Annotated in this window: 25 protein-coding genes and 1 pseudogene; 11 read left to right on the forward strand and 15 right to left on the reverse strand. The window is 65.2% G+C overall.

The genetic code is table 11. The features are described 5' to 3' along the window. Window positions 1-19: 19 nt before the first annotated feature. From Q2M23_RS09665 to Q2M23_RS09690, 6 genes are all read right to left on the reverse strand, one after another. Window positions 20-577 carry a cytochrome b/b6 domain-containing protein gene (locus Q2M23_RS09665; protein WP_253588415.1) on the reverse strand — a complete coding sequence of 186 codons (558 nt, stop codon included), beginning with the start codon at window positions 575-577 and terminating at the stop codon, window positions 20-22. A gap of 10 nt (window positions 578-587) precedes the next feature. Beyond that, a complete protein-coding gene (locus Q2M23_RS09670; protein WP_092081268.1) occupies window positions 588-884 on the reverse strand; it encodes a PepSY domain-containing protein in 297 nt (98 codons plus the stop codon). A gap of 221 nt (window positions 885-1,105) precedes the next feature. Further along, window positions 1,106-3,640, reverse strand: a complete 2,535-nt coding sequence (locus Q2M23_RS09675; protein WP_316395418.1) for an EAL domain-containing protein — start codon at window positions 3,638-3,640, stop codon at window positions 1,106-1,108. 161 nt (window positions 3,641-3,801) lie between these two features. After that, window positions 3,802-4,224: a PaaI family thioesterase gene (locus Q2M23_RS09680; protein ID WP_253638239.1), complete on the reverse strand. Its 423-nt coding sequence runs from the start codon at window positions 4,222-4,224 to the stop codon at window positions 3,802-3,804. Then, window positions 4,221-5,027 (reverse strand): crotonase/enoyl-CoA hydratase family protein, encoded by an 807-nt coding sequence (locus Q2M23_RS09685; RefSeq protein ID WP_057021350.1) that lies wholly within the window; start codon window positions 5,025-5,027, stop codon window positions 4,221-4,223. The genes Q2M23_RS09680 and Q2M23_RS09685 overlap by 4 nt, the downstream gene beginning before the upstream one ends. Before the next feature lie 11 nt (window positions 5,028-5,038). Continuing rightward, window positions 5,039-5,389, reverse strand: coding sequence for a hypothetical protein (locus Q2M23_RS09690; protein WP_253588408.1), 351 nt, complete (start codon window positions 5,387-5,389; stop codon window positions 5,039-5,041). Window positions 5,390-5,484: 95 nt separating this feature from the next. On the opposite strand from Q2M23_RS09690, the gene Q2M23_RS09695 reads away from it, so the two are divergent. Both Q2M23_RS09695 and Q2M23_RS09700 read left to right on the forward strand, forming a co-directional pair. Beyond that, complete coding sequence (locus tag Q2M23_RS09695) at window positions 5,485-6,021, forward strand: TetR/AcrR family transcriptional regulator (protein WP_253588407.1); 537 nt, start codon at window positions 5,485-5,487, stop codon at window positions 6,019-6,021. A gap of 46 nt (window positions 6,022-6,067) precedes the next feature. Then, window positions 6,068-6,265: a Trm112 family protein gene (locus tag Q2M23_RS09700; protein WP_018269337.1), complete on the forward strand. Its 198-nt coding sequence runs from the start codon at window positions 6,068-6,070 to the stop codon at window positions 6,263-6,265. A 101-nt stretch (window positions 6,266-6,366) separates the two neighbouring features. Here the strand turns inward: Q2M23_RS09700 and Q2M23_RS09705 are convergent, their stop codons facing one another. Continuing rightward, window positions 6,367-7,587 carry a ubiquinone biosynthesis hydroxylase gene (locus Q2M23_RS09705; protein ID WP_076833641.1) on the reverse strand — a complete coding sequence of 407 codons (1,221 nt, stop codon included), beginning with the start codon at window positions 7,585-7,587 and terminating at the stop codon, window positions 6,367-6,369. A gap of 206 nt (window positions 7,588-7,793) precedes the next feature. On the opposite strand from Q2M23_RS09705, the gene tesB reads away from it, so the two are divergent. Further along, window positions 7,794-8,657, forward strand: a complete 864-nt coding sequence (gene tesB, locus Q2M23_RS09710) for an acyl-CoA thioesterase II (protein WP_016841424.1) — start codon at window positions 7,794-7,796, stop codon at window positions 8,655-8,657. Window positions 8,658-8,744: 87 nt separating this feature from the next. Here tesB and Q2M23_RS09715 read toward each other — a convergent pair whose 3' ends face one another. Beyond that, on the reverse strand, window positions 8,745-9,635 hold the full coding sequence (locus tag Q2M23_RS09715; RefSeq protein WP_316395419.1) for a DUF4339 domain-containing protein: 891 nt from the start codon (window positions 9,633-9,635) through the stop codon (window positions 8,745-8,747). Between the two features lie 330 nt (window positions 9,636-9,965). Between Q2M23_RS09715 and Q2M23_RS09720 the strand changes: the two genes are divergently transcribed. The 5 genes from Q2M23_RS09720 (at window position 9,966) to Q2M23_RS09740 (ending at window position 13,296) form a co-directional block, all read left to right on the forward strand. Beyond that, window positions 9,966-10,304 (forward strand): P-II family nitrogen regulator, encoded by a 339-nt coding sequence (locus Q2M23_RS09720; RefSeq protein WP_028335836.1) that lies wholly within the window; start codon window positions 9,966-9,968, stop codon window positions 10,302-10,304. 147 nt (window positions 10,305-10,451) lie between these two features. Continuing rightward, entirely contained in the window at window positions 10,452-11,771 is a 1,320-nt protein-coding gene (locus tag Q2M23_RS09725; protein ID WP_253626097.1) for an ammonium transporter, read from the forward strand. A gap of 178 nt (window positions 11,772-11,949) precedes the next feature. After that, window positions 11,950-12,264 (forward strand): ArsR/SmtB family transcription factor, encoded by a 315-nt coding sequence (locus Q2M23_RS09730; protein ID WP_016841428.1) that lies wholly within the window; start codon window positions 11,950-11,952, stop codon window positions 12,262-12,264. Beyond that, complete coding sequence (locus Q2M23_RS09735; protein ID WP_316395420.1) at window positions 12,261-12,617, forward strand: hypothetical protein; 357 nt, start codon at window positions 12,261-12,263, stop codon at window positions 12,615-12,617. Before Q2M23_RS09730 ends, Q2M23_RS09735 begins: the two co-directional genes overlap by 4 nt. A gap of 52 nt (window positions 12,618-12,669) precedes the next feature. After that, window positions 12,670-13,296: an ATP-dependent Clp protease proteolytic subunit gene (locus tag Q2M23_RS09740; RefSeq protein WP_316395421.1), complete on the forward strand. Its 627-nt coding sequence runs from the start codon at window positions 12,670-12,672 to the stop codon at window positions 13,294-13,296. A gap of 28 nt (window positions 13,297-13,324) precedes the next feature. Here Q2M23_RS09740 and Q2M23_RS09745 read toward each other — a convergent pair whose 3' ends face one another. Genes Q2M23_RS09745 through Q2M23_RS09770 form a run of 6 tightly spaced genes read right to left on the reverse strand, consistent with a single transcriptional unit; the run spans window position 13,325 to window position 21,059 of the window. Further along, a complete protein-coding gene (locus Q2M23_RS09745) occupies window positions 13,325-15,130 on the reverse strand; it encodes an alpha/beta fold hydrolase (protein ID WP_316395422.1) in 1,806 nt (601 codons plus the stop codon). After that, window positions 15,127-17,655, reverse strand: coding sequence for a glycoside hydrolase family 2 protein (locus Q2M23_RS09750; RefSeq protein WP_410469706.1), 2,529 nt, complete (start codon window positions 17,653-17,655; stop codon window positions 15,127-15,129). Before Q2M23_RS09750 ends, Q2M23_RS09745 begins: the two co-directional genes overlap by 4 nt. 26 nt (window positions 17,656-17,681) lie before the next feature. Continuing rightward, complete coding sequence (locus tag Q2M23_RS09755) at window positions 17,682-18,680, reverse strand: DUF1839 family protein (RefSeq protein ID WP_316395424.1); 999 nt, start codon at window positions 18,678-18,680, stop codon at window positions 17,682-17,684. Between the two features lies 1 nt (window position 18,681). Beyond that, on the reverse strand, window positions 18,682-19,605 hold the full coding sequence (locus Q2M23_RS09760; protein ID WP_057020313.1) for an amino acid--[acyl-carrier-protein] ligase: 924 nt from the start codon (window positions 19,603-19,605) through the stop codon (window positions 18,682-18,684). Window position 19,606: 1 nt separating this feature from the next. Continuing rightward, window positions 19,607-20,809: an acyl-CoA dehydrogenase family protein gene (locus Q2M23_RS09765; protein WP_410469705.1), complete on the reverse strand. Its 1,203-nt coding sequence runs from the start codon at window positions 20,807-20,809 to the stop codon at window positions 19,607-19,609. Between the two features lie 4 nt (window positions 20,810-20,813). Continuing rightward, a complete protein-coding gene (locus tag Q2M23_RS09770) occupies window positions 20,814-21,059 on the reverse strand; it encodes an acyl carrier protein (RefSeq protein ID WP_057020315.1) in 246 nt (81 codons plus the stop codon). A gap of 658 nt (window positions 21,060-21,717) precedes the next feature. On the opposite strand from Q2M23_RS09770, the gene Q2M23_RS09775 reads away from it, so the two are divergent. From Q2M23_RS09775 to Q2M23_RS09785, 3 genes are all read left to right on the forward strand, one after another. Continuing rightward, window positions 21,718-22,056: a P-II family nitrogen regulator gene (locus Q2M23_RS09775; protein ID WP_024583097.1), complete on the forward strand. Its 339-nt coding sequence runs from the start codon at window positions 21,718-21,720 to the stop codon at window positions 22,054-22,056. Between the two features lie 39 nt (window positions 22,057-22,095). Beyond that, complete coding sequence (locus tag Q2M23_RS09780) at window positions 22,096-23,544, forward strand: ammonium transporter (protein ID WP_057020316.1); 1,449 nt, start codon at window positions 22,096-22,098, stop codon at window positions 23,542-23,544. Between the two features lie 199 nt (window positions 23,545-23,743). Next, window positions 23,744-24,148 carry a GFA family protein gene (locus Q2M23_RS09785; RefSeq protein WP_016841439.1) on the forward strand — a complete coding sequence of 135 codons (405 nt, stop codon included), beginning with the start codon at window positions 23,744-23,746 and terminating at the stop codon, window positions 24,146-24,148. Window positions 24,149-24,312: 164 nt separating this feature from the next. On the opposite strand, the pseudogene Q2M23_RS09790 reads toward Q2M23_RS09785, so the two are convergent. Beyond that, a pseudogene (locus Q2M23_RS09790) lies at window positions 24,313-24,513 on the reverse strand (hypothetical protein); the annotation flags it as partial.

The following is a 24,513-nucleotide window of genomic DNA, read 5'->3' on the forward strand; positions in this document are numbered from 1 at the left end:
CTTCCGTTGCGGCTTCAGCTTAAGAACGATTGCGCAGCTGCTTGCGACCGGTGAACATCGCGCGCACCAGGTTCTGACGCTGCAGCAAACCGACCACGACGACGCCGAGCACATGCAGCCCGACCAGCACCATGACCGCATCCGAGGCATAGGCGTGGGTGTCCTCGACCCACCAGACTCCGAAGAAGGTCACGGTGACCTCCATCACGCCCGTGATTGTCGAGATCGCAAGCAGGAACAGCAGCGCCACCAGCATCACGGTGCCCGCCGGATTGAGTCCGATGTAGCGCCCGGTGATGCCGCGCCGGAGATTCCAGATGTAGCGCGGCGCGGCGCGCAGGCGGACGCCGAGCCTGCCGAAACGCGCGTAGCGCGTGCCGGCAAAGCCCCAGATCAGCCGGAACGCCAGCAGGGCGATCACCGAATAACCCGCCAGCCGGTGCAGCCGGTCATAGGTGCTGGGCGTCACCCAGGCGACCAGGACGAGGATGGCGAGCGCCCAGTGCCACAGCCGCAGCGGCAGGTCCCAGACCTGCACGCTGGTCGCGCCGCGGGCGCCCCGCGCCGCCTCCGTCATCGCGCCTGCTTCACTTCGCGATCGTGTGCTTCAGGCTGAGGTCTTCCGGGCTGTAGAACAGCTCGTAGAGCTTGCCTTCCTTGACGCCGTACACCTCGTAGCAGGAGCCCTCGATTTTCGACCGGCGCACCTCGTAGCCGAGCGCCTTGGCCTTGGCTTCGGCCTCGCTTGCCGGCTTCCACGACGCCTTGTCGAGTTTGGTGCAATTCTTGTAGCCGTCGGCGAACGCCGCCGATCCGGTCAGCCCAAGAACGCTCCCAAGGACGCATGCTGCAAGCGCAGCACTCGAAATCACTCTCACGCGCATATCCCCTCCGTTGACAATCATACCCACAACGCCTTCGCGCAGGGCACATGCGTGACGAATGCTGACGCGATTGCCAAGTCAAGGAAGCGCCGCGACGGCTGGCTTTAGAGGAATTCTAACGGTCGCCAAAACCGCTTTGCGCTCCACGCGCAGATCGGTTTTGACCGCGTGCTGCGGCCTTAAGCCTCATGCGTATCGGGCCGCCCGGCGCAGCCCATCGATCAGGACGCAGCACCCGCCATTGCAAGACGGACCGTAGGCCGTTCGGCCGCTGCCGGGGTTCGCCCGCCGATCATCTGTGCGACCTTCTCGCTCTGCACCGGCGGGCTGAAGTGGAAGCCCTGCACTTCCACGCAAGCATCGGCGCGGAGAATGTCGAGCTGCTCCCTGGTTTCAACGCCTTCGGCCGTCGTGGTCTTGCCGAGGCTGACGGCAAAGCGCACGATCGCGCGCGCGATCCGGCGCGACTCGTCGGTCGCGCCCGAGAGCTCGGACACGAAGCTGCGGTCGATCTTGACCTTGTCGAACGGAAACTTCTGCAGAAAGCTCAGCGACGAGTAGCCGGTGCCGAAGTCGTCGAGCGCGATCCGCACCCCGAGATCGTGCAATTGGCTAAGCGCGGTAAACACCGCTTCGCTGTCCTGAATGATGGCCGTTTCGGTAACCTCGAGCTCGAGGCGCTCCGGCGAAATTCCGGCACTCGCCAGCGCGTGCACGATCACCGGGACCAATTCCGGACTCCTGAACTGCACAGGCGACAGGTTGATCGCGATCTTGAGGTCGCCCGGCCATTTGGCGGCTTCCGCACACGCGGTGCGCAGCACCCATTCCCCGAGCGGCACGATCAGGCCGGTCTCTTCCGCCAGCGGAATGAACTGCGCCGGCGATACCATGCCGCGGTGCGGATGGTGCCAGCGGAGCAGCGCCTCGAAGCCGCAGGTCTCCCCGCTCGCGACGTGGATGAACGGCTGATAGTGCAGCTCGAACTCGCCATTGGCGAGCGCACTGCGCATGTCGCGCTCGAGGCTGCGGCGGGCCTGCAGCAGCCGATCGAGCTCCGGCTCGAAGAAGCGGAACGAGCCGCGCCCGCCGCTCTTGGCCGAGTAAAGCGCGAGATCGGCGCTGCGCAGCACCTCGTCCGAATCGGTGCCGTCGCGCGGTGCGATCGCAATGCCGATGCTGGTCGTGGTGGTCACCCGATGGTCGCCGAGATCGATCGGCTCGCTGAGCGCCTTCCTGATCTTCTCGGCGAGCAGGCCCGCTTCCGTGACCGGATCGCTGACATAGTCGATCACCGCGAACTCGTCGCCACCGAGCCGCGCAACCAGCGTCGTATCACTGACGGATCTGCGCAAGCGCGCGGCCACCGACTTCAGCAACGCATCGCCCGCCGGATGCCCGAGCGTGTCGTTGACGTCCTTGAAGCGGTCGAGATCGAGCATCAGCACCGCAAGACTCGGTCCGCCGCACCGGGCACCGGAGAGCGCGCGCTCCATCCATTCCTTGAGCAGCACGCGATTCGGCAGATCGGTCAGCGCGTCGTGCTGCGCCATATAGGTGATCTTGGCCTCGGAGCGCCGCTGCTCGGTGACGTCGCGATGCGTCGCCACCCAGCCGCCGCCGGGCATCGGCTGCCGCGTCACGCAGATCAGCCGGCCGTCGGCGAGCTCGTCGACCCGGCTGTTGATCTCGCCGGCCGGGAGCGCGTTCAGTGTCGCGAGCACCTGCGTCGCGGCACTGTCGCTGGTCTCGCCCTTGAGAATGCCGTTGGCGATGCGATGCCTGATGATCTCGCGATGGGCCGTGCCGGGCAGCAGCAGTTCCGGCGGCAGCCGGTACATCTTGGCGTAGCGATCGTTGCAGACGACGAGGCGCTTCTCCGCATCGAACATGCAGAGGCCCTCGCCCATATGGTTGATCGCGGTATCCAGCCGGAACCTCTGCTCCTCCAGCGCCTTCTGCGACGCCTCGACCTGCTGTCGCGCCGACGAAAGCTGGCTGATGATCTCCTCGAAGCGGCGGGTGCGAAGCGCCAGCCGGCGATCCGCGAGCACGCCGACCAGGCTCATCCCGAGCACCGATAGCGCCACACCGGCGATCACGATGGCGAGGAAGGCAGGCGAGAGCGACAGGGCCGCCGGAGCCTGCAACGGATCCGGAACGATCTCGACCGCGCCCATCGCGGTGAAATGATGCGACACGATCGCAAGCGTCAGCAGCAGCGCTGCGACGAGCGACATCCAGCGGTCCTGACGGCGGACCGCGATCGCCAGCGCGGCGTAGCCGAACAGCATGCCGAGCACGATGGAGGCCGCCACGAGATCGAGCGACCAGACCACGTGGCCCGGCACCTCCAGCGCCCACATCCCGAGATAGTGCATGCTGGCGATGCCGGCTCCGATCACGGCGCCGCCGACCGGCGCGCGCCAGCGGCTGGAGTCGCTGGCGGCAAGGCCGAGGCCGCCGGATGTCAGCATCATCGCCGCGGCGAGCGACAGCGCGGTGAGGACGATGCCGTAGCCGGTGGGGACTCCCGGCTCATAGGCCAGCATGGCGATGAAATGCGTTGCCCAGATGCCGTAGCCGATCGCGGCTCCCGCGATCGCAATCCAGATCAGCCGCGTCCTCGCCTGCGATGCAATTGCACGATGAAAAATATTGACGGCCACAATACTGGCAACGAAGCAGACCAGTCCGGCGAGCAGAACGAGCCGCCAGTCATGCTCACCTGAAAGGCACGTAAGAACACGAAACATGCGTCGGTCCATGGTTGTCCGTACGCACAGGCTAGGCTGATTGAATTGTCTTCTCGATAATATTCTGCAACTTTCAGTGGCATGGTTATCCGCGCGTAAGCCGATTCCGCACCGAAATTGATGGCTCCATAAATTTCACAGTCATGCGCGATCCGCGCGGCTTAGCCTGCCAGCGGAACGAGCACGGTTTCACCGGTTGCAACCAACGAGGCTTCACCCTGCTCGTTCTCCGTAAAAAGTTCCGCGCGCGCGAAGACCTGCCTGCGTCCGGCACGCAATGTGGTTCCTTTGGCGATGAAGCAGCGGCCCAGCGCGGGCTTCAAGCAGTTCATCGAGAAATGCGATGCGGTGACGGAACCTGCGATCGACGCCGCGGCAAAGCCGCAGGCGGTGTCGAGTAGCGCCGCGATCACGCCGGCATGGAGGTGACCCGCATATTGGGTGAGATCGTCGCGCCAGGGCATCCGCAGTTCCACCGTGCCGGTGCCGGTGGAGACGATCTCAAAGCCGGCAAGCCGATTGAAGGCCGCCGACGCATTGGTCGCAACGAGACGTTCGAGATCGAAGCCCGGGCCAGTCGTCATGTAAAACTCCATTGCGGGGGTCGCCGTTCGAGATTCGCTCTGACGGCCTCGATGTGATTGGGCGAGCCGAGCAGAAGCGCCTGTTCGGCCGTTTCGGCCGCGAGTCCGGTCGCCGCATCGCGATCGGCTGCAAGATTGAGCAGCCGCTTGGCCGCGCGGATCGCATCCGGGCTGCGGTCCGCGATCGCGCGCGCCGTCTCCAGCGCGGCCTCGCGCGGCTGTTCGACGATGCGGGTGGCGAAGCCATGACCAAGCGCATCCTCCGCGGAGAAGATGCGCGCGGTGTAGGTGAGTTCACGGACCACATCCTCGCGCGCGAGATGACGCATCAGCTGCGTGCCGGCCATGTCGGGCACCAACCCCCATTTGGCTTCGATGATCGCAAGGCGCGTGCCGGGTGCGAGATATCTGATGTCGGCACCAAGCATCAGCTGAAAGCCGCCGCCGAAGGCGATGCCGTGGACGGCAGCGATGACCGGCACCGGCAACTCGCGCCAGAGCCACACCAGATGCTGCGCAAAGTTGGCAATGCCGTGGGTCCGCTGGCCGAGATCGGCAAAGGGCAGGATGGACTCGCCCTCCGTCGTTGCGACCAGCCGCTCCATGTCGAGGCCTGCGCAGAAGGCCTGCCCTTCGCCCGAGAGCACCACGGCGCGGAGCTTGCGGTTGTCCGCAAGCTGCGCACCGATCTCGGCGATCGCGGCGAACATCGCCGGATCGAGCGCATTGAGCTTGTCCGGGCGGTTGAGCCTGACGTCCGCGACGCCATTGGCGATGCTGAGGCTGATGCGATCAGTCGTCATGGTCGTCCTCGCTAATAGCCGGCGGCGGCGAGCGCCACCACGGCGCTCATCGCCATCCAGCCGAAGTGGCGGCCGCGGGTCGCCACCGCGTTGGCGAGCGCCGCGATGCCGAACACGACGCCGAGCGTCGCCACGATCCAGTGCCGCGCGGCATCGGAGGCCATCGCAGGCGCGGCGATCAGCAGCACACCGCCGCCGATCCAGGCAATGGTGCCGGCCTGATAGACCAGGCGAAGCAAGAGCCGCAGCCGCGGCGGCTCGACGGTGGCGCGCGCGAATATCCTGGTCTCGCCGAGCACGCCATGGATCAGGCTGACCAGAATGGCGACGACGCCGGCGCCCTGCAGCAGAAGATCACGCATCGCGATGCCTCCATACACTACTGTATGGGATATGATACCGGCCGCTGGCGTCTGTCAATACACTTGTGTATGGTGGGCGACGCGGACGGGGAACCATGACGGAACAGCTCTCGGTCAAGGACTGGCTCGATCAGGGCCTGAAGACGCTGGCGCGGCGCGGCTTCACGGCGCTCAAGGCCGAGCCGCTGGCCAAGGCCATGGGCGTCTCGCGCGGCAGCTTCTACTGGCATTTCGCCGACATCGGCGCCTACCGCGCCGCGGTCCTGACCCATTGGCGCGAGGTCGCGGCCGAGCAGGTGATCGCCGAGCTCGAGACCATTCCGGAAGGCGGCGACGCGCTGGCGCTGTTGCTGCGCCGTGCCTTCTCGGCGCGGCTGGCGCTGGAACGCGCGGTGCGCAGCTGGGCCACCGCCGATGCCGTGGCGCGCGCCGCCGTGCTCGAGGTCGACGAGCGCCGGATCGGCTATATCGAAACCCTGCTGCGGCAGGCCGGATTCCCGGACGACGTGGCGCGCGGCCGCGCGCAGATCTTCTACTGGGCGTTCATCGGCTACGCGCTGTTCGAGCAGGCGCTGCCGAAGCCGCGTCAGCAGGCCGCGATCGACGAATTGCTGCGGATTGCCAAACGCTGACAGCGCTTATTTGGATGTGCTACATCACGGCGAGCCGGAGACTCCCATGAATTCCACGACCGACCATCTCGAGAGCACCGCCGACCCAAAACTGCTGGAAATCCTGGTGTGCCCGATCACCAAGGGGCCGCTGGAGTTCGACGCCGCGCGGCAGGAGCTGATCTCGCGCTCCGCCAAGCTCGCCTATCCGATCCGCGACGGCATTCCGATCATGCTGCCGGAAGAGGCGAGGAAGATCGATTGATGTCAGCGCGTAGCCCGGATGGAGCGCAGCGAAATCCGGGGAAGTCGCACCGCTGAAAGGCCGGCCCCGGATTTCGCTTCGCTTCATCCGGGCTACGAGGGCTAAAGCGCCTCGCCCTTCAGCAGCCGCGGCACCTCGCCTGACAGTCCCGCCGCCTGGCGGATGAACATCTCCTTCAGCGGCGGCGCGCGATCGACGAGCCCGAGGCCAATGTCGCGCACGGTGCGCAGCAGCGTCGATTCGTTGGAGAACAGGAAGTTCAGCGAGTTGGTGGCGACGCCCATCGCCATCGTATCGAAGCGGCGCCAGCGCTGGTAGCGCTCGAGCACGTCGGCCTGGCCGAGGTCCATGCCGAGCCGCGCCGCATCGACCACGACCTCGGCGAGCGCAGCGACATCCTTCAGGCCCATGTTGAGCCCCTGCCCCGCGATCGGATGGATCACATGCGCGGCGTCGCCGATCAGCGCCAGCCGTTCGGCGATGAACGAGCGCGCGACGAAATAGCCGAGCGGGAAGGCGCGCGGCTTGTCGAGCGGCTTGATCTCGCCGAGATGCAGACCGAAGCGCTGCTCGAGCTCGGCGTGGAATTGCTCTTCGTTCAAGGCGACAATGCGCGCGGCATCGTTGCGCGTCTCGGTCCACACCAGCGACGAGCGATTACCGGTCAGCGGCAGGATCGCGAACGGCCCGGCGGGCAGGAAATGCTCCTCGGCGCGGCCGTGATGTTCGCGCTCGTGCCCGACCGTGACCACGATGCCGGACTGGTCGTAGTCCCAGCCATGGGTCGCAATCCCGGCGCGCTCGCGCAGCTTCGAGCGGGCGCCGTCGGCGGCAACCAGCAGGCTCGCATCGATCACGGTGCCGTCGGCCAGCGTAACGCTGACGCCGTCGGGCCGCGACGCGAAGCTCGACACCGCGGCGGCGCGCAGCTCGACGCCCTCGGCTTCGGCACGGCTCGCGAGCGCATCGATCAAATAGCGGTTCTCGACCATATGGGCGAACGGCTCGCCGGGCGCGACATTGCCGGCGAAGGTCAGGAATACCGGGCGCGTCGCGTCCTCCAGCTTGGAGTCGGTCACGACCATATCCGTGATCGGCTGCGCCGTCGGCGCCACCTGGCCCCAGACGCCGAGGGTCTCGAACAGCCGCCGGCAGGCCGCCACGATCGCGGTCGCGCGCGGATCGCGGCTCGGGCGCTGGCTCAGCGCCGGATCGGCCACGATGACCGGGATGTCGGGCCCAAGCCCCTGGCGCAGCGCCACGGCCAGCGCCAACCCTGCAAATGCGCCCCCGCAGATGACAATACTTCGCTGTGCCGGCATTGCCCTTCCCTTACGCGCCTCACGCTCTCAGACTATGCTTGCTACCTGATAATAGCTGGGCGAAACAGGGGCCAGAAACAAGGTCACGAACCTAACGGACGTCATTCCGGGGCGATGCGTCAGCATCGAACCCGGAATCTCGAGATTCCGGGTTCACGCTTGCCCGTGCCCCGGAATGACCGTTCAAGTCAAACCGAAAGCCGCCGATGTCCAAGAGCCTGATCGACCTGCTGTCCATCCTCGATCTCGAGCAGCTCGAAGTGAATTTGTTTCGCGGCAACAGCCCGAAAACGAGCTGGCAGCGCGTGTTCGGCGGCCAGGTGATCGGCCAGGCGATGGTGGCGGCCTGCCGCACCGTCGAGGGCCGGCTGCCGCACTCGATCCATTGCTACTTCATTCTGCCCGGCGATCCGCAGATCCCGATCATCTACCAGGTCGAGCGGCTGCGCGACGGCAAGAGCTACACCACCCGCCGCGTCACCGCGATCCAGCACGGCAACGCGATCTTCTCCATCATGGTGTCGTTCCATGCCGAGGAGGAGAGCAACTTCAATCATCAGGAGAAGATGCCCGACGTGCCGCCGCCGGAGAAGCTGACCGCGGAGGAAGTGTCGAAGCAGCCGATGTTCAAGGAGATGCCGGAGTTCATCCGCCGCTATTACGAGAGCGACCGGCCGATCGAGCTGCGCCCGGTCGAGCTCGGCCGTTATTTCGGCCAGAAGATCGACGACGGCCGCATCCATGTCTGGATCCGCACCGCCGCCAAGCTGCCCGACGATCCCGCGCTGCATCTGTGCGCGCTCGCCTATGCATCGGATTTCTCGCTGCTCGATGCCGTGATGGCGCGCTACGGCCGCACGCTGTTCGACAAGCGCATGATGCCTGCGAGCCTCGATCACGCGATGTGGTTTCACCGCCCGTTCCGCGCCGACGAATGGCTGCTCTACGCGCAGGATTCGCCGAGCGCGCAGTCGGGCCGCGGCCTGACACGCGGCCTGATCTTCAAGCCCGACGGCACGCTGGTGGCGTCCGTCGCGCAGGAAGGATCGGTGCGCGAGCGAAAGGCGTAGCGCTCACAGCGCGATCCGGAAAAAGCGCGGAGCGGTTTCCGGAGGCCTCACGCTCGAACAAAGCCGGTCGGCACGATGAGATCGCGCTTACTGGCCGGCGTAGGCGCCGCGCTCGGTCAGCGCGAATTGGGAGACGAACCAGTTGCCGTACCAGCGCAGCACCCACGGAATCGGGATCAGGAAGCCGCAGGCGATGGTGAACACGATGGTTCGCCACAGCACCTCGATGCCGGACGCATTGAAGCTGACCTCGCGGCGCGTGCCGTCGATGTTGCGGCAGATCCAGCGCATCCAGGCGGTCAGCACCCAGGCCCAGCCGATGATGGTGATGGCCGAGACCACCATCGCCACGTACCAGCCGACATAGGCGACCGGGCTGCCCTTGAACGAGATCGGCAGGTCCTGGCCGCTCGAGCTGAGATGGCCGATGATCCAGCGCACGATCATCCAGCTCAGGAAGCCCTGCAACAGCAGCGAGAGCAGCGTCACGATGTTGCTGTCGGCCACGCCGGCATAGGTCAGAAGGCCGAGCACGATGAAGACCCACCAGATGTCGAGCGGCTGCCCGGTGAAGGCGAAATGCGGGCGACCCGGCACGCGGATATAGGGGATCGCAAAGCGGTACAGGCCGGTCGCGGTCCACGGCGCCGGGATGACGAGAATCTGGCCGATGAACATCAGGAGGCTGCGGCCGAACAGGCCCCAGATCGGGAAGTCGGCGGACAGCGTGCCGCCGCTATAGCTTCCGGACGCCACCACCGGCGGCGGTCCGCCGGCTTGCGGAAATACCGGCGGCGCGCCGGCGCTCGGGACGAGGCCCGGAATCTCCCCGGCCTTCTGCCAGCCGGCCATGCCCTCGGTCCACACCAGGGTGTCGGCCCCCACCGTGCCCCGGGTGATCAGGTCGCGGAGCTGGGTTTCAGGCAGGGGGCCCTTTTGCTGGCCTTCGGATGCATAAAACCAGTTTCGGTTCGACATTTCTTGTTTCCTCGGGGCGCGCGCACAGGGACACGCGATAGGCGAAACGAACCAGCAAAAGCGCTGGCCGGGGCGGGAAAGCCACATTGTGGCCGAGCGTTTCCATTCCGTACAGTGAGGGAGCACACGCGCTGCGCATGTTTTCCGCTTCAACCTGCAAGTTTTTTATGCCATTTGCCCAGAAAGCTGCCAGATTTGGCGGACGCGAAGTGCCGCTCGGGGATGGCAAATTGCCGCTCCGGGAGGCAGCAGGTGCCGGCTCGCGGGACGGCAAGTGCCGCTCCGGGACGGGCGCACACGGAAAACCTCAAGGGAATGAAGGCCTGAACCATGAAACTCGTCGTCGCGATCATCAAACCGTTCAAGCTCGATGAGGTGCGCCAAGCGCTGACCGCGATCGGCGTCCACGGCATGACTGTGACCGAGGTGAAGGGCTATGGCCGCCAGAAGGGCCACACCGAGATCTATCGCGGCGCCGAATATGTCGTGAACTTCCTGCCCAAGCTTCGGATCGAGATCGCCGTCGATACCGAGCTCGCCGACAAGGCGGTCAGCGTCATCACCGAGCACGCCCGCACCGGCCAGATCGGCGACGGCAAGATCTTCGTGACGCCGATCGATCATGCGCTGCGCATCCGCACCGGCGAGACCGACAACGACGCGCTCTGAACCCTGGAGCCTGATCCCTCGCGACAAACGCGGAAAGCGTTTGCGCGGAGATCATGCCCAAACAAAACGATCGAGATCATCGCCGGCAACGACGCCGGCGCACGCCACAACCGCACACCAAGAAACGACGACCGTCGGGGAATGATGATGGGGGCACGAGCTCTTCGTGCAGCGATATCAGCTGCGCCGATCACTGCTGCAATCCTGTTCGCGCAAGCCACGCCGGCCTTCGCGCAAGACTCGGCATCCAGCGCCGGCGTCAACGCCGCCGACACCGCCTGGATGATCGTCGCCACCGCGCTGGTGCTGATGATGACGATCCCCGGACTGGCGCTGTTCTACTCCGGCATGGTGCGCAAGAAGAACGTGCTGGCGACGATGGCGCAGAGCCTCACCGCCGTTGCGCTCGTCTCGATCCTCTGGGTCACCTTCGGCTATTCGCTGAGCTTCGTCGGTGACGGTCCTTGGCTCGGCTCGCTCGATCGCTGGTTCCTGGCCGGCATCACCATGGACAGCATCAATCCGGCGGCGAAGACCATCCCCGAAGCGCTGTTCATGCTGTACCAGATGACGTTCGCGATCATCACGGTGGCGCTGGTCGCAGGCTCGGTCGCCGACCGCATGCGGTTCTCCGCCTATGTGCTGTTCTCGATCGGCTGGTTCATCTTCGCCTATGTGCCGCTGGCGCATTGGGTGTGGGGCGGCGGCTTCCTCGCATCAGTGGGCGTGCTGGATTTCGCCGGCGGTCTTGTGGTGCATCTCTCCGCCGGCATCAGCGGCCTGGTCGCGGCCAAGGTGATGGGCAACCGCCACGGCTATGGCCATGACAATCTTTCACCGTTCGATCTGTCGCTCGCGGTGGTCGGCACCGGCCTGCTCTGGGTCGGCTGGTTCGGCTTCAACGGCGGTTCGGCGCTCGCGGCCAATTCGCGCGCGGTGATGGCGATCACCGCCACCCATCTTGCGGCCTGCGCCGGCGCGCTGACCTGGGGCGCGATCGAATGGGCGACGCGCCGCAAGCCGTCGGTGCTCGGCATGATCTCGGGTGCGGTCGCGGGACTCGGCACCATCACCCCGGCATCCGGCTTCGTCGCGCCGTGGCACGGCGTCGTCATCGGCATCATTGCCGGCCTGGTCTGCTTCTGGGCCTGCACCTGGCTGAAGCATCGCTTCAAGTATGACGACTCGCTCGACGTGTTCGGCGTGCACGGCATCGGCGGCCTGACCGGCACGCTGCTTGCCGGCGTGTTCGCGGCCTCCGCAATCGGCGGCACGTCCGGCCTGCTCGAGGGCAATCCGAAGCAGCTGCTGATCCAGCTCTACGGCGTCGCGGTGACCTTTGTCTGGTGCGGCGGCGTCACCTTCGTGCTGCTCAAGCTGGTCAGCGCCTTCGTCCCGCTGCGCGTCTCGATGCAGCAGGAGCTCGAAGGTCTCGACATCTCCCAGCATGGCGAGGCGCTGCAGTAAGTAGCCGAGGCGGCGGTGGCAGCCGGACTCACGGGGCCAGGACGACGACACCGGCCACCGCGAGGGCGAATTTGTAAAACAACCCCATGCAAAGGACCCGAGCGCCGCGACGTCACGAAGTACGGCGCGAGCAAGGTTCGGGCTTGCACGACACATAAGTGTATGCTTATGTGTCGTCATGGTCGACACCGACATCTTCAAGGCGCTGGCCGATCCGACCCGCCGCAAGGTCTTTGAGAAGCTGGCCGGCGGCAGCCTGAACGCCAGCGCCTTGCGCGACGGACTTGAGATCAGCCAGCCGGCGATGTCGCAGCATCTGGCGGTGCTGCGCGCGGCAGGGCTGGTGCGCGAGCAGCGACAGGGCCGCTTCGTGAACTATGAGGTCGACCCGGACGGCATCGCCAGCATCGGGACCTGGCTCGCCCGCTACCGCGCCTATTGGCCGAAGCGCATCGAAGCTCTGTCCGATCTGCTGAAGGACATGGATCAATGAGCGACACAGTAGAGCCTGATCATGCCGACGCCGACCTGGTGCTCGAATACGAGCTCGATGCACCGCCTGAAAAAGTGTGGCGTGCGGTGACCATTCCGGCTCTGCGCGAACGCTGGCTCCCGGATTGCGATCTCGCGGACGCTGAACCCCTGTCATCGATCGCTGGCGAAGAGGTGCGCTTCCGGCTGCGCGAGTCCGAGCCGCCGTTTCGCGAAAGCCATGTCACCTTCCGGATCGAGCCGAACGAGGCCGGCGGCACAAGGTTTCGCATCATCCAGCAAGCCTGCGACATCAGGGCAAAACAGCCGCAACCGGCCAACAGCAACAACCGCACAATGATGCGCGCGGCCTGATCCCCAACCTCACCTACCGAGACTTCATCACCTGCAGCAATGGAGGTCGCCGATGCGCGACATGATGCAACTCGTCCCTATGGTCGTCGAACAGTCGAGCCGCGGCGAACGTTCCTTCGACATCTATTCCAGGCTGCTGCGCGAGCGCATCATCTTCCTGAACGGCGAGGTCAATGATGCGATGTCCGGCCTGGTCTGCGCGCAGCTGCTGTTCCTCGAAGCCGACAACCCCAACAAGCCGATCAACCTCTACATCAACTCCTATGGCGGCGTGATCACCAGCGGGCTTGCGATGTACGACACCATGCAGTTCATCAAGGCGCCGGTGCACACGCTGTGCATGGGCACGGCGCGCTCGATGGGGTCGTTCCTTTTGATGGCCGGCGAGCCCGGTCATCGCGCCGCGCTGCCGAATGCGAGCCTCCACGTGCATCAGCCGCTCGGCGGCTTCCAGGGCCAGGCGTCCGACATCCTGATCCATGCCACCGAGATGCAGGAGACCAAGCGGCGCATCATCCGACTCTATGCCCAGCACTGCGGGCGCACCGAAGCCGACGTGGAACGGACCCTGGATCGGGATCACTTCATGTCCGCGCAGCAGGCGCTCGAATGGGGATTGATCGACAAGGTCTTTGCGGCACGCGACGCCGCCGAAAAACATGATCCGGTGCCGCGTTGATCTTCGTCGCTGGAGCGGCCAAACCGTTTCATGACAGCGCCATCGATTTAGGCTTCACCTCGGCATGCTGCACCGTGACCCGCACGGCATCGGGACGGCTCGATCCTCCGCGCCTGCCGCCGCCGCGGTGGTCGATCAGGCGCGCGACGACAGCGCGCCGCGCATGACGAGGCGTCAGCGAATGGTCGGCGTTCGGCAGCGTCAACCGCGTCACTCCAGGTATACTTGTGAGCCGTTTGCCGTCCTGACCGAAATGCCGTGCGATCTCCTGCAGGCTGAGATCGCCGTCCGAGGTGACCATGAGGACGCGCACGCCGCGGCTACAAAGCTCGCGCATCCAGCGCTCGACGCGGTTACGACCAAGCAAGGCGGACGGATGAATTGCCGACAGCGTCGACTTGACGGCTTCCAATCCGCGCCGCACCAGCCGCCTGGCGCTATCTGACACTGACAGCTTCCAGGCGGACCTGGTCGTCATCGCAGGCCCGTCCGCCGGACCGATCTGCTGCTGGCTTCCGCGATTCGCCTTGGAGGTTTCGTATGCTTTCCAGGCCGTAAGCTCCAGCGCGTAGGAACTGTTCCAGGCAAAGCAGAGCGGGTTGATCATGGTGAGGGCGCGGACGCGGCGGTCCGCGCGCGCAGTGTGAAAGGCCTGGAAGGCGCCCGAGCATGTGCCCACAAGCTCGACTTTGGCAAAGCCCGCCCGCTGCATCCAGTCAATCGCCGCGCCGACGTCGAAGGGGGTGCGGGAATCATAGAGGAACAGACGATTGCTCCCGGCATCGTCGCTCAAGCCGAGGCCCGGCAGGTCAATGCGTAGCGACGCCACGCCGGCGGCGGCAAGCTCGCGCGCCGCCTCGACCGTGCCGCGCGCCCAACCGACATGCGGCACGCCGCCGGAGTTGAGGAAGATGACCGGATCGGCCGCAGCATGGCCGTCACGTGGCCGGGTCAGCACGCCACAGATCAATGGCGCCTGCCTGATCACAACCGCTTCTTCCGTGTAGTGCGATCCCTCCAATAGCTCGTGGCCGGTCAGGGACTCCACGCCCTGAGCTACGCCGGCGACGGCCCGGTCGGACAACCAATCCGCCCAGCAATCGACAACGTCGGCCGGGATCCGGTTCGCGGTCGGGTCGCACATGAGCAGGTGATAGTCCTTGAACTCCGCGATTGTCGCGCCTTCGAAAGAAGTTCGACCGTCGCGGATTTCAGAGCCTGCCAACGGCTTTCCGTTCGCGATCAAAAGCATCGGCAGGGGCGGAAGGGCCGCGACGGCCCGCCGCCAATCCAGCCTCGACAGATCGGCGAGCGTCTCATGCGAAAGCCGGAAGCCGACGACCTCGCGGCCCTCGGCGAACGTCGCGTCGCTTGCCGCGCTCTTGGCGAGCGACCCATCGATCACGCGCGACATCGCGGTGATTTCGCGCACATAGGTTTTTCCGGAACTCGGTGGCGCAAGCAGCGCAAGGCCTGCCACGTCGTCCCGCCCCGCCGCAGCGAGCGGGGCCAGCAGCGCGCCGAGACGGAAGCCGGCGAGGATGACATCCTCCACGCCGCAATCCCGCTTCAACCGGTCGATCGCCGCGCCGATGCTTGCGGTCCAGGCCATCACCCGGCCCGGCGCCGAATGGTCGCCGGCAGCGTCGCCACAACCGGGATAGTCAAACAGCAGGACAGGCAGGCCCCCCGCGGCCGCCCTGTCGGACAACAGCTTCAGGAATCGGCGACTGCACAGATCCTCATGACCATGCGCGCCGGCTATGACAACGCCCCGCCGCCCCTTCGCTACGTTCATCCAGCCGATGGTATCGGCAAACACAACTGGTTTCATGTCATGCTCCCGGCGGACTCCTTTGTCCGCACGACTTCCAATTCTTCCGCTCTCGGCACCTCGTAGCTCGCGTCGCGATCGGCATTGAGCGCTGTCACCGCGCCGCCAGGTGTCGCCAGGGGCGGACCGTCAAGGCCGACCTCCCGCTCGATGCCCGGCATCAGGTGGAAATTGTTCTCCGTTGGCACGAACCGATCGTCCTGGATGGAGACGTGGTAGGCCGCGCGTTTGCAGGCCAGCCGCAGCCGCCACGCGTCCTTCCGACGCACCAAACTCACAGTCAGACCCACGTCGCGCTGCGCGGTCATGACGCCCGGCAGCACATGGAAGGCCTCGGCAAAGACCTTCCCGTCGTCGCCTTCCAGCCTTGCAACGGTGACTTCATGGCCGGGCGGCCCGAAGCGATAGGCGTAGGAAATATCGAAAAAGGCGCCGAGTACCGAGAAGGCCGAAAGCGACAGGCCGCCGTGCGCCGGCACGCTGATCGGTTGGCGCGCCGACACCACCGGCGTGACGCCGTCCCGCAGACAGGTCAGCGATAATGTCGCCCGAACGGTCTGCGCGGTATCGTTGACGGCATGGACGGTCAGCCCGTTGACGCCCTCGTCGCTCAGGATCAGCCGTAGCGGGGCAAATGCCCGCCTCAGCCCGTGCCAGACGGGCTTAGGCCGGCCGGTCGAATCGACCAGGCCCCAACCCGCGCCCGGCCGCAAGTCCTTCCAGAAGAACAGCAGTGCTCCAGCCGTCGGCGAACAGGGTCTGCGCCATTCGTCGATGGTGCGCTCCACTATCTCGGTCGTCACCGCACGGGAGAGCTCGAGATAGCGTCTGGTATTTTCGATGCGCAGCCGGCGCGCGTCGACGGAAAAAAGCGTTTCCAGATAGTGCTCGCGCACATCCTCGAAGTCCCACGACGCGCCGACGTCGCGCGGCACACCCGCCTTCCAGCGCGGATCGTGCACCGGCGGCACCGGCAGATGCGCATCCAGCGTTGCCTGGTCAGGCACATTGGCAAAGGCAAGGCATTCGCTCGCGAAGCGCACTTCGGCCCGGCGCGCGTCATCCAGCGGCCGGCAATAGGCGCCGACCCCGTAATAATGCATCGGCCCGCCATCAGCCGTGAAAGGCAGGTTGCCGCCGGATGGCGATGACGTCACAAGCACCAGGTCGGGACGCTTCGCTTCAGCGATGGGGCGCACCACCTTGTCGAACCAGGGCGTCGGATCCATCGACATCGGCATGCCCATCATCGCCGCCTGCTGTGCCACCTCGCTGCCGCCGCACAGAACGGCGAGTGACGGCGAATGCCTGAGCCGCCCGAGCAAATTCCCGACCTCGCGCGAGAGCGACGCCTGCCAGGCTTCGTCCTTCGCCGGATAGTCGAAATTGGCGAGCATCAGATCCTGCCAGACCAGGATGCCCATCTCGTCGCAGAGCTCGTGAAACGCGTCGCTCTCGTAGACGAACGTGCCGCCGACCCTGAGCATGTTGACGCCCGCCCGTCGTGCAAGATCGAGGTCGCGCGCGATCTCTTCGCGTGAGGACGGCAGCCGCACCAGGTCGGACGGCGTCCACACCGCGCCACGACAAAAGACGGATACGCCGTTGACGACCAGCCGAAAGCCGCGTCCGTCGGTGCCGCGATCGATCTCGATATGCCGAAAACCGACGCGGCCGAGCGCTACTCGCATCGAGCCTAGCGTGACGACAACCTCGTGCAGCGCCGGATCGCCATGGCTGCTCGGCCACCATGGCGCAACGTTCGCAATATCCAGTTTCGCCGTCAGCCGCGTCGCTGTCTCCGAGGTCAATGCGGCGACAGCGCCCGCGCAGGCGACCGTGGCCGGCGCGTCATCAAACGGCTCGTCCAGCGTGATCGCGATGGAAAGATGCCCTGTTGTGCCGGCGAGGTCGGCCTGCATTTGCACATCGCGCACGCCTTGCCGGTTGGTATCGCGGATCAGCTTGATCGGTCGCCATGGTCCGACGATGTCGAAGCCAGGGCACCAACCCGGCATATGGCCGATCAGCGTGGTCCGTACGAGCCTCAGCCGCTGATCGTCGATCATGCGCGGCCGCCAGCGCCCACGCGGACCGGTCAGGGTTTCCAGATGGCGGTCGAGGCTGCGGAATGCGATGGCCAGTTGCTCGCCGCCGGCAAGCGTCAGGGCCACATCATGGCGCTCGAACATCGAGGTCGAGGACAGCACGAGGCGATCGTCGAGCCAGACCTCTGCAACCGTCGCCAAGCCGTCAAATACGAGACGGGCCGGGCCGGTGACGTCGAGCCGGCGACGATACCAGACGTCCTGGTCGTGCAGCGGAGTGGGATGGTTGCGGTCCCAGCGGCCAAGCCGTTCCAGCGCAGCAGCGGCCGTGCCGGGGCACGCCGCCTCCAGCCATTCGGCGCTGCCGTCGATCGCCGCCGGAGACGCCCACGCGCCGGCCGGCGAGACGACCATGCACCAGCCGCTGTCCAGAGGCTCGGCCGTGTCGGTCGTCGACACCAAAGCGTCCATACCCATGCATTCCCATGACCGGCAGGCCGGTCCTACGCTGCCTTGCTGGCGAGATCCGCCATGCGACTGTCCAGAGCGTCCATCACCGTTTGCCAGGCCTTGGCCATCGGCCCGATGGCGTCCGCGAGCCCATCGAACCGATGCCGGGCCATGGCGCGGGCGAGCTTGAATTGCATGACCTTGGCGCCCTCGGCGATTGCCGCGGCGGCTTCGATCGCCTCGGCCAGACCGGTCTCGCCGTGCCGTCCCAGCCATTCCAGATGGCTGGAGAGGAGTTCGAAATTGGCGCCCACCTGCCGCAACGTGTTGAAGGCGTAGATGTGAAAATACTCCGGTGACCGGGCGGCCAGTGCCTCGGCATGGCCGCCGAACACGGCCGCATAGGCATCGAGCGGATTGCGCTTCGGCCTGCGCCGCAGATGCTGCGCGAGGATTTCCGTGGCCGCACTGACTGGTTCGCGCGAGGGGCGCGTGGTGTCGAACTTGACGAACTCGGCATAGGGAAACAGCGGCAGGCCGCCGGCCGGCGCGCCGTTGCGCTGCTCGAAAATGCCGTCATAGTCCTCGCCGTCCAGGGCGAAGTAGCCGTCGTTGTGGAAGTAGGCCATGTGGCGGCGCCCGGGATCGAGCACGTTGACGCCGATCGTCGTCTTGGAATGGCCACTGCGATAGGTGATGCCCTTCGTATCGGGCAGGTAGAAGGCATCGACCTCGACCAGCGGCAGCCGCCCGCGCTCGATCTGATTGAGAACGTGCGCCTCCAGACGATCGAACACGGACAGTTCCTGGATATCCAGGCCGGCCAATCGCTGCAGGTCGGCCGTCGGGAACTTGAAGAACGTGAACTGGTCGCCTTCGAAATCCTGCGCCACGGTGAAGCCGAGCGCAGCGACCGGGTCATTCCCGTTCGCATGCATGACTTCGATCAGAAGATCGACATAGCAGTTGGTCTGCGGCCATCGCCGCGCCGCGTCGTGTAGCAGGTGCGGCTTGTAGTCGGCCGGATCGAGCCCGGCGATGGCACTCTGCATTTCAGTTGCCCCAAAGCGTGTCGCGCACGGAAGCCGGCCATGCCTCGACGTCAGGGCCGTGATGGCGGAACAACGCGAGCGCCACGCGCTCCAGCCCGAAGCCGACGCAGGCCGAGTGGCACAGGCTGCCATCCGCGAATTTGAGGCCCCAGGTCTGGCCAAAATGGTCGCGATGATAGTTGAAGGACAAGCAGGCCGTCGGTTTCTCGATACTGGTTACCGGGATCAGCAGCTCGAACTTGAGTCCCTCGTCGCGCTGGTTGTTGGCCATCATCTTTCCGCCGCGACCGAAGAACGGATCGTTGGCGAGGTCAACTTCGCATGGCAGGTCGAGTGACTCGATCATCGCCTTGCCGCGCTCCAGCCAGCTTTCGCGGAAGGCGCACACCTGCTCGGCCGTCCCGATGCGGACGAATTCGCGCATGCGGAACAGCTGCATGCGCGCGGGATCCTTGGAAGGCTCATGACGGAAGCAATAGGAGGAAAGCTCGAACAGCACACCGTCATCGGGCACCGGACCGCGCGCGGCAACGGTCGGATAGAGCGGATAGCAGGCGGCTGGCGTCAGCACGACGTTCGTCGCCTGCTGCAGTTCGGTCCAGTCCTCTCCCGCAGCCATCATGCCGAGAAGCTGCGCATGCTCGCGCTCGCCGCCCATGAAGGAATGCACGCAGCCTGCAAGCTGCGGGAAGCTTTTCATATAGCCACTGCCTTCAAGCGTGGCGCGGCTCATGCCCGGTGGGAAGTGGATGCGGGTTGCCTTGTCTGGCGCTCCGATGCTGGTCACGAGCCGCTCAAAGCGCTCGATCACGTCTTCGAAAACGCCGGAGCGGCCATAAAGCCCGTCTACTCCGGTCTTGAACAGGATGCTCTTGTCGAACAGGGTGTCGAGCAGGCTCTTGGCATCGAACGTCTTGGCGTCCATCTCAACCTCTCAGGCTGGTGTCAAAGCGGCTCATCAGCAGGAGCGTCGCGGTGTTGGAAAGAATACGGTCGTTCGAAATCATCAGCGGCGCTGAGCTCACATCGCGTAGGTGCCTGCCGACGCTGAACGGCGTGCCGTTCTTGTAGCCGACGATGCCGTTGACCAGCATGGCGAGCCGCACGATCGCCCCGGCCTTCTCGCTCGCAGCGACCTTCAACGCGTTGATCTCGGCGGTAAAGCCAATCGAGGAGAGCGCGTCGTCATTGCCCTTGGCCGCATCGAAGCGGTCAATGGCCGCCGTGAGATGACCCTTCATCTCCTGAAGCAGGGCGGCCGCCTCGGCGAGCCGAAGCGCGCCCGGGGGCAGACTTCCATCCGCCTGCTTGCGCGCCGCAGCCTTGACGAATGCTTGCGCGCGATTGAAGGCATCGGTGGCGATACCGAACCAGGTCGCCGCCCAGAAGATATGCGAGCTCGCCAGCATCGACTGTGCCGCGATCTCCGAGAACGGCTTGGGGAAAATCTGCGCCGCGTCACCGTGCGCGACGAGATGAAAACCGTCCGAACAGGTGCCGCGCATTCCGAGCGTATCCCATACGGAGGTGCGCTCCAGCGTGCGGTTCAGGTCCGCGGGAATGACAACCATCACCTGATCGGAGCTTGCCGCGTCGGGAGCGCGCCGCGCCGTGGCAAGAATCGCGTCGGCGTGGCGGCCGTAGGAAATAACGGTTGCTTCCTTTGTCAGCGAGAAGCGGCCGTCTGCCACTTCGACCGCACAGATCGAATTGCGCAGATTGCCGCCGATGCCGGCTTCCGTGGTCGCCGAGGCCATCAGCAACTGCTCCGCCGCAATGCGGCGCATATAGGCCAGATGCCAGTCGCTGGCGCCGCCATGGCTGACGAAGCTCGACGTCTTGATCTGGTGCATGGCGTAGATCATGGCGCTCGAGCCGCAGGCCTGGGCGAGCTGAACGATCAGCTCCGCGATCTCCATCGTGCCCAATGCCTCCCCGCCATGCTCGACGGGAATCGCGACGCCGAGCAGGCGCTCGCGCTTCAATGCTTCGATGGTATCGGCCGGGAAGCGGCCCTCACGGTCTACCGCATCGACCTGCTGCGCCGCGACCTTGGCGACCCGACGCATGCGCTCGGCCGGCGTGGCGGCAGAGGCCGGCACGGGCTCCATCTTTCTCACCACGCTCATGGTCTTACGCCGCCCGCTGTGTCAGCCGTGAAACGGCGTCCGCGACGTTGGCGAGCGACGAGAAGGTCCGTCGCGTGAGCATCGCTTCGGGAAATTCGATGTTGAACTCTTCCTCGAGCGCCAGCATCACCTGCACCGTGGCGAAGGATGTCAGCCCTGCGTCATAGAGATTCGTGTCGTCGGTGATTGTGTTGAAATCCAGCGAAATCATCGGCTGCTGCTCGAGCAGCGCGCGGATACGATCAATCATTGGTTGCCCCACCTGTCATTGAAGTTCTTATGCGGCGGCAATAGCGCAACGACGGCAACCGCGGCGTTAACGCCGGAACGACAATGTTACAGACAGCTAACGATCGGTAACGAGCGCCGGCAAAAGTCCAGCATTGCTGTCCGGGCGGGCGTACCTGATGCGAGCCCTTGTCCGCTTCGCGCAGAACGACGCGGCGAGGATGCCCGCAACTGTCTTCGCGCCGGTCCCGTTTCGGGTGGGAACCCAAACAAGCCGATGAAGCCCAACATCAAATTCCCATCGCGCAATGGTCCGACAGACGCCAATGGCGAAATGATCGAGAGGGTGTTCGCGGACCGCGGGGCGGGCCCGGAAGCCCTCGCCGGATACCGCCTGCTGCCCCGCGGCTGAGCAGAATTGTGTCCGGAGTTAGCCGTGCCTCCGTTCTAGACAGGTCTGACCATATTTTAGGCGCGGCGGAATAGCGCAGGGGCACCTCCCACCCGTAAAGCGGGAAAAGGTCCGGATTCATAATCCATTAGCGAGCTCCGGCCGTTTGGCACGGCATTTGATTCTAAGGCTCCAGGCTGTGCCCGCGTAGTGGATGTCCTCCGCGTGGTGAACCTCAGTCGAAACTCCCGGTGTTCATTCGCACCGGGCCCAAGCGGGGATAGGACTCATGAAAATTGTTATGGCGATCATTAAGCCATTCAAGCTGGAAGAGGTCCGTGACGCCCTGACCGCCATTGGCGTTCACGGTCTCACGGTGACGGAAGTCAAGGGGTACGGCCGTCAGAAGGGTCACACGGAAATCTATCGCGGCGCCGAATATGCCGTGAGCTTCCTGCCGAAGATCAAGATCGAGGTCGCGGTCAACTCCGATCAGGTCGACAAGACCATCGACGCCATCACCTCCGCCGCCAAGACCGGCCAGATCGGCGACGGCAAGATCTTCGTCATCAGCCTCGAACACGCCGTGCGCATCCGCACCGGCGAGGCCGATGCCGCGGCCCTCTGATTTCGCGCTCAAACCTTAAGACCTCAGGAGTGAAATAACATGACGTTCAAGCGTCCCTATGGCGCGGGACTGGCGGCCCTTGCAGTCGGCCTGTTCGCCGCGACCGCCGCCTACGCCGAGCCGACCGTCAACAAGGGCGACAACGCCTGGATGCTGACCTCGACGGTGCTGGTGCTGCTGATGACCATCCCGGGCCTCGCGCTGTTCTATGGCGGCCTGGTCCGCTCCAAGAACATGCTCTCGGTGCTGGCGCAGGTGTTCTACACGGTCTGCCTCGTCACCGTGCTCTGGGCCCTCTACGGCTACAGCCTCGCTTTCACCGGCGGCTCCGACTTCATCGGCGGCTTCTCCAAGGCCTTCCTGATGGGCGTCACGCCGGACTCGAAGGCGGCGACCTTCTCGGTCGACGCCAACATCTCGGAACTCATCTATATGTGTTTCCAGATGACGTTCGCGGCGATCACGCCGGCCCTCATCGTCGGCGCCTTCGCCGAACGCATGAAGTTCGCGGCGATCGCGCTGTTCATCCCGCTCTGGGTCACCCTGATCTATTTCCCGATCGCGCACATGGTCTGGTACTGGCCGGGCCCGGACGCGATCCAGGATGCCGCCAAGGCGCTCGCCGCTGCGGCTGACGGCGCGGCCAAGACCGCGGCGCAGGCCAAGCTCGACGAGATCAACGCCGATGCCGGCTGGATCTTCAAGAAGGGCGCGATCGACTTCGCGGGCGGCACCGTCGTGCACATCAACGCGGGTATCGCCGGCCTGGTCGGCGCGCTGCTGATCGGCAAGCGGACCGGCTACGGCAAGGAGCTGATGGCTCCGCACTCGCTGACCATGACCATGATCGGCGCCTCGCTGCTCTGGGTCGGCTGGTTCGGTTTCAACGCCGGCTCCAATCTCGAAGCCAATGGCGGCGCTGCGCTCGCCATGACCAACTCCTTCGTGGCCACTGCCGCGGCGGCGCTGGCCTGGATGTTCGCGGAATGGATCATCAAGGGCCATCCCTCGCTGCTCGGTGCGCTCTCGGGCGCGGTCGCGGGCCTCGTCGCGGTGACCCCGGCGGCCGGCTATGCCGGTCCGATGGGCGCCATCGTGCTCGGCCTCGTGGTCGGCGTGGTCTGCCTGTTCTTCTGCACGGTCGTGAAGAACGCGCTCGGCTATGACGACTCGCTCGACGTGTTCGGCGTCCACTGCGTCGGCGGCATCGTCGGCGCGCTCGGCACCGGCATCCTGGTCAACCCGGCGCTCGGCGGTGCAGGCATCATCGACTACACCGCGATCCCGCCGAAGGTCGCCGATTATGACTTCGCGGCGCAGATGATCTCGCAGGTCTGGGGCGTCTGCACCACGCTGGTGTGGTCGGGCATCGGTTCGGCGATCCTCTACAAGATCGTCGACGTGATCGTCGGCCTGCGCGCCAACGTCGAGACCGAACGTGAAGGCCTCGACATCACCGAGCACACGGAGCGCGCCTACAACATGTGAGTTCTCCCGGGACTCTGGCTCCCTCCGGGGCCGGGTCCAGAACTACGGTTCGGGCACATACCCGGCAATGTCCGGACCGTTGAGGGGCTCCAGCGCAAGCTGGGGCCCCTTTCTTTTTTCCGCTGCTTGAGAAAATATTGTCGGAATTGCCTGTCATTGTGGAATGACAGGCTACAAACAACGAAAGCGGGAGGACGTCATGAAGGTGCAAGGCAGGTGCTACTGCGGCAACGTGCGCTATGAGGCCGAGGGCGAGCCGATGATGGCGGCGCAGTGCCTGTGCCGCGAATGCCAGTACATTACGGGCGGCGGACCGAACATGTTCATGGCGATGCCGACCACCGGCTTCAAATACACCGCCAGCGAGCCCAAGCAGTTCACCCGCAAGGATCTCGACCGCGCCGTGACGCGGGAGTTCTGCCCGGAATGCGGCACGCATCTCGTGACCAAGGTGCCGGGCCTGCCCGCCACCATCCTGAAGGTCGGCACCTTCGACGACCCCTCGGTGTTCACCCCGCAGATGACGATCTACACCTGCGACAAGCAGACCTTCCACCACCTGCCCGAGGGCAAGCCGTCGTTCGAGAAGTTGCCAGCGCGGTAGAGGTCACCCATCGCGCGCGTAGCCCGGATGGACCGGCAAATTCGAATCGTCATGGCCGGGCCTGACCCGGCCATCCACCTCGCTTCGCAAGATTCTGGCGTAGTCGATGGATGCCCGGGTCAAGCCCGGGCATGACAAGTTGTGGGTCACGCCATGGAGCCGCGTCAGTCGATCAAAACTTCCTCATCCGGCAGCTCGCTCGGTGCGCCGTCGCGCAAATAGCGCTCCAGGATGTCGGCAAGCGACAGCGGCGTCAGGCGCTCGCTCGCACCGGGTAGGTCGGCGATCGACCCTGGCTGTGTGAAAAGCCACGAGTCGGTTAGGATTCTTCCGTTTCCTGATGGGGGATACGGATGGGACGCTTC

Source organism: Bradyrhizobium sp. 33ap4, assembly GCF_032654765.1.
GTDB lineage: Bacteria > Pseudomonadota > Alphaproteobacteria > Rhizobiales > Xanthobacteraceae > Bradyrhizobium > Bradyrhizobium australafricanum.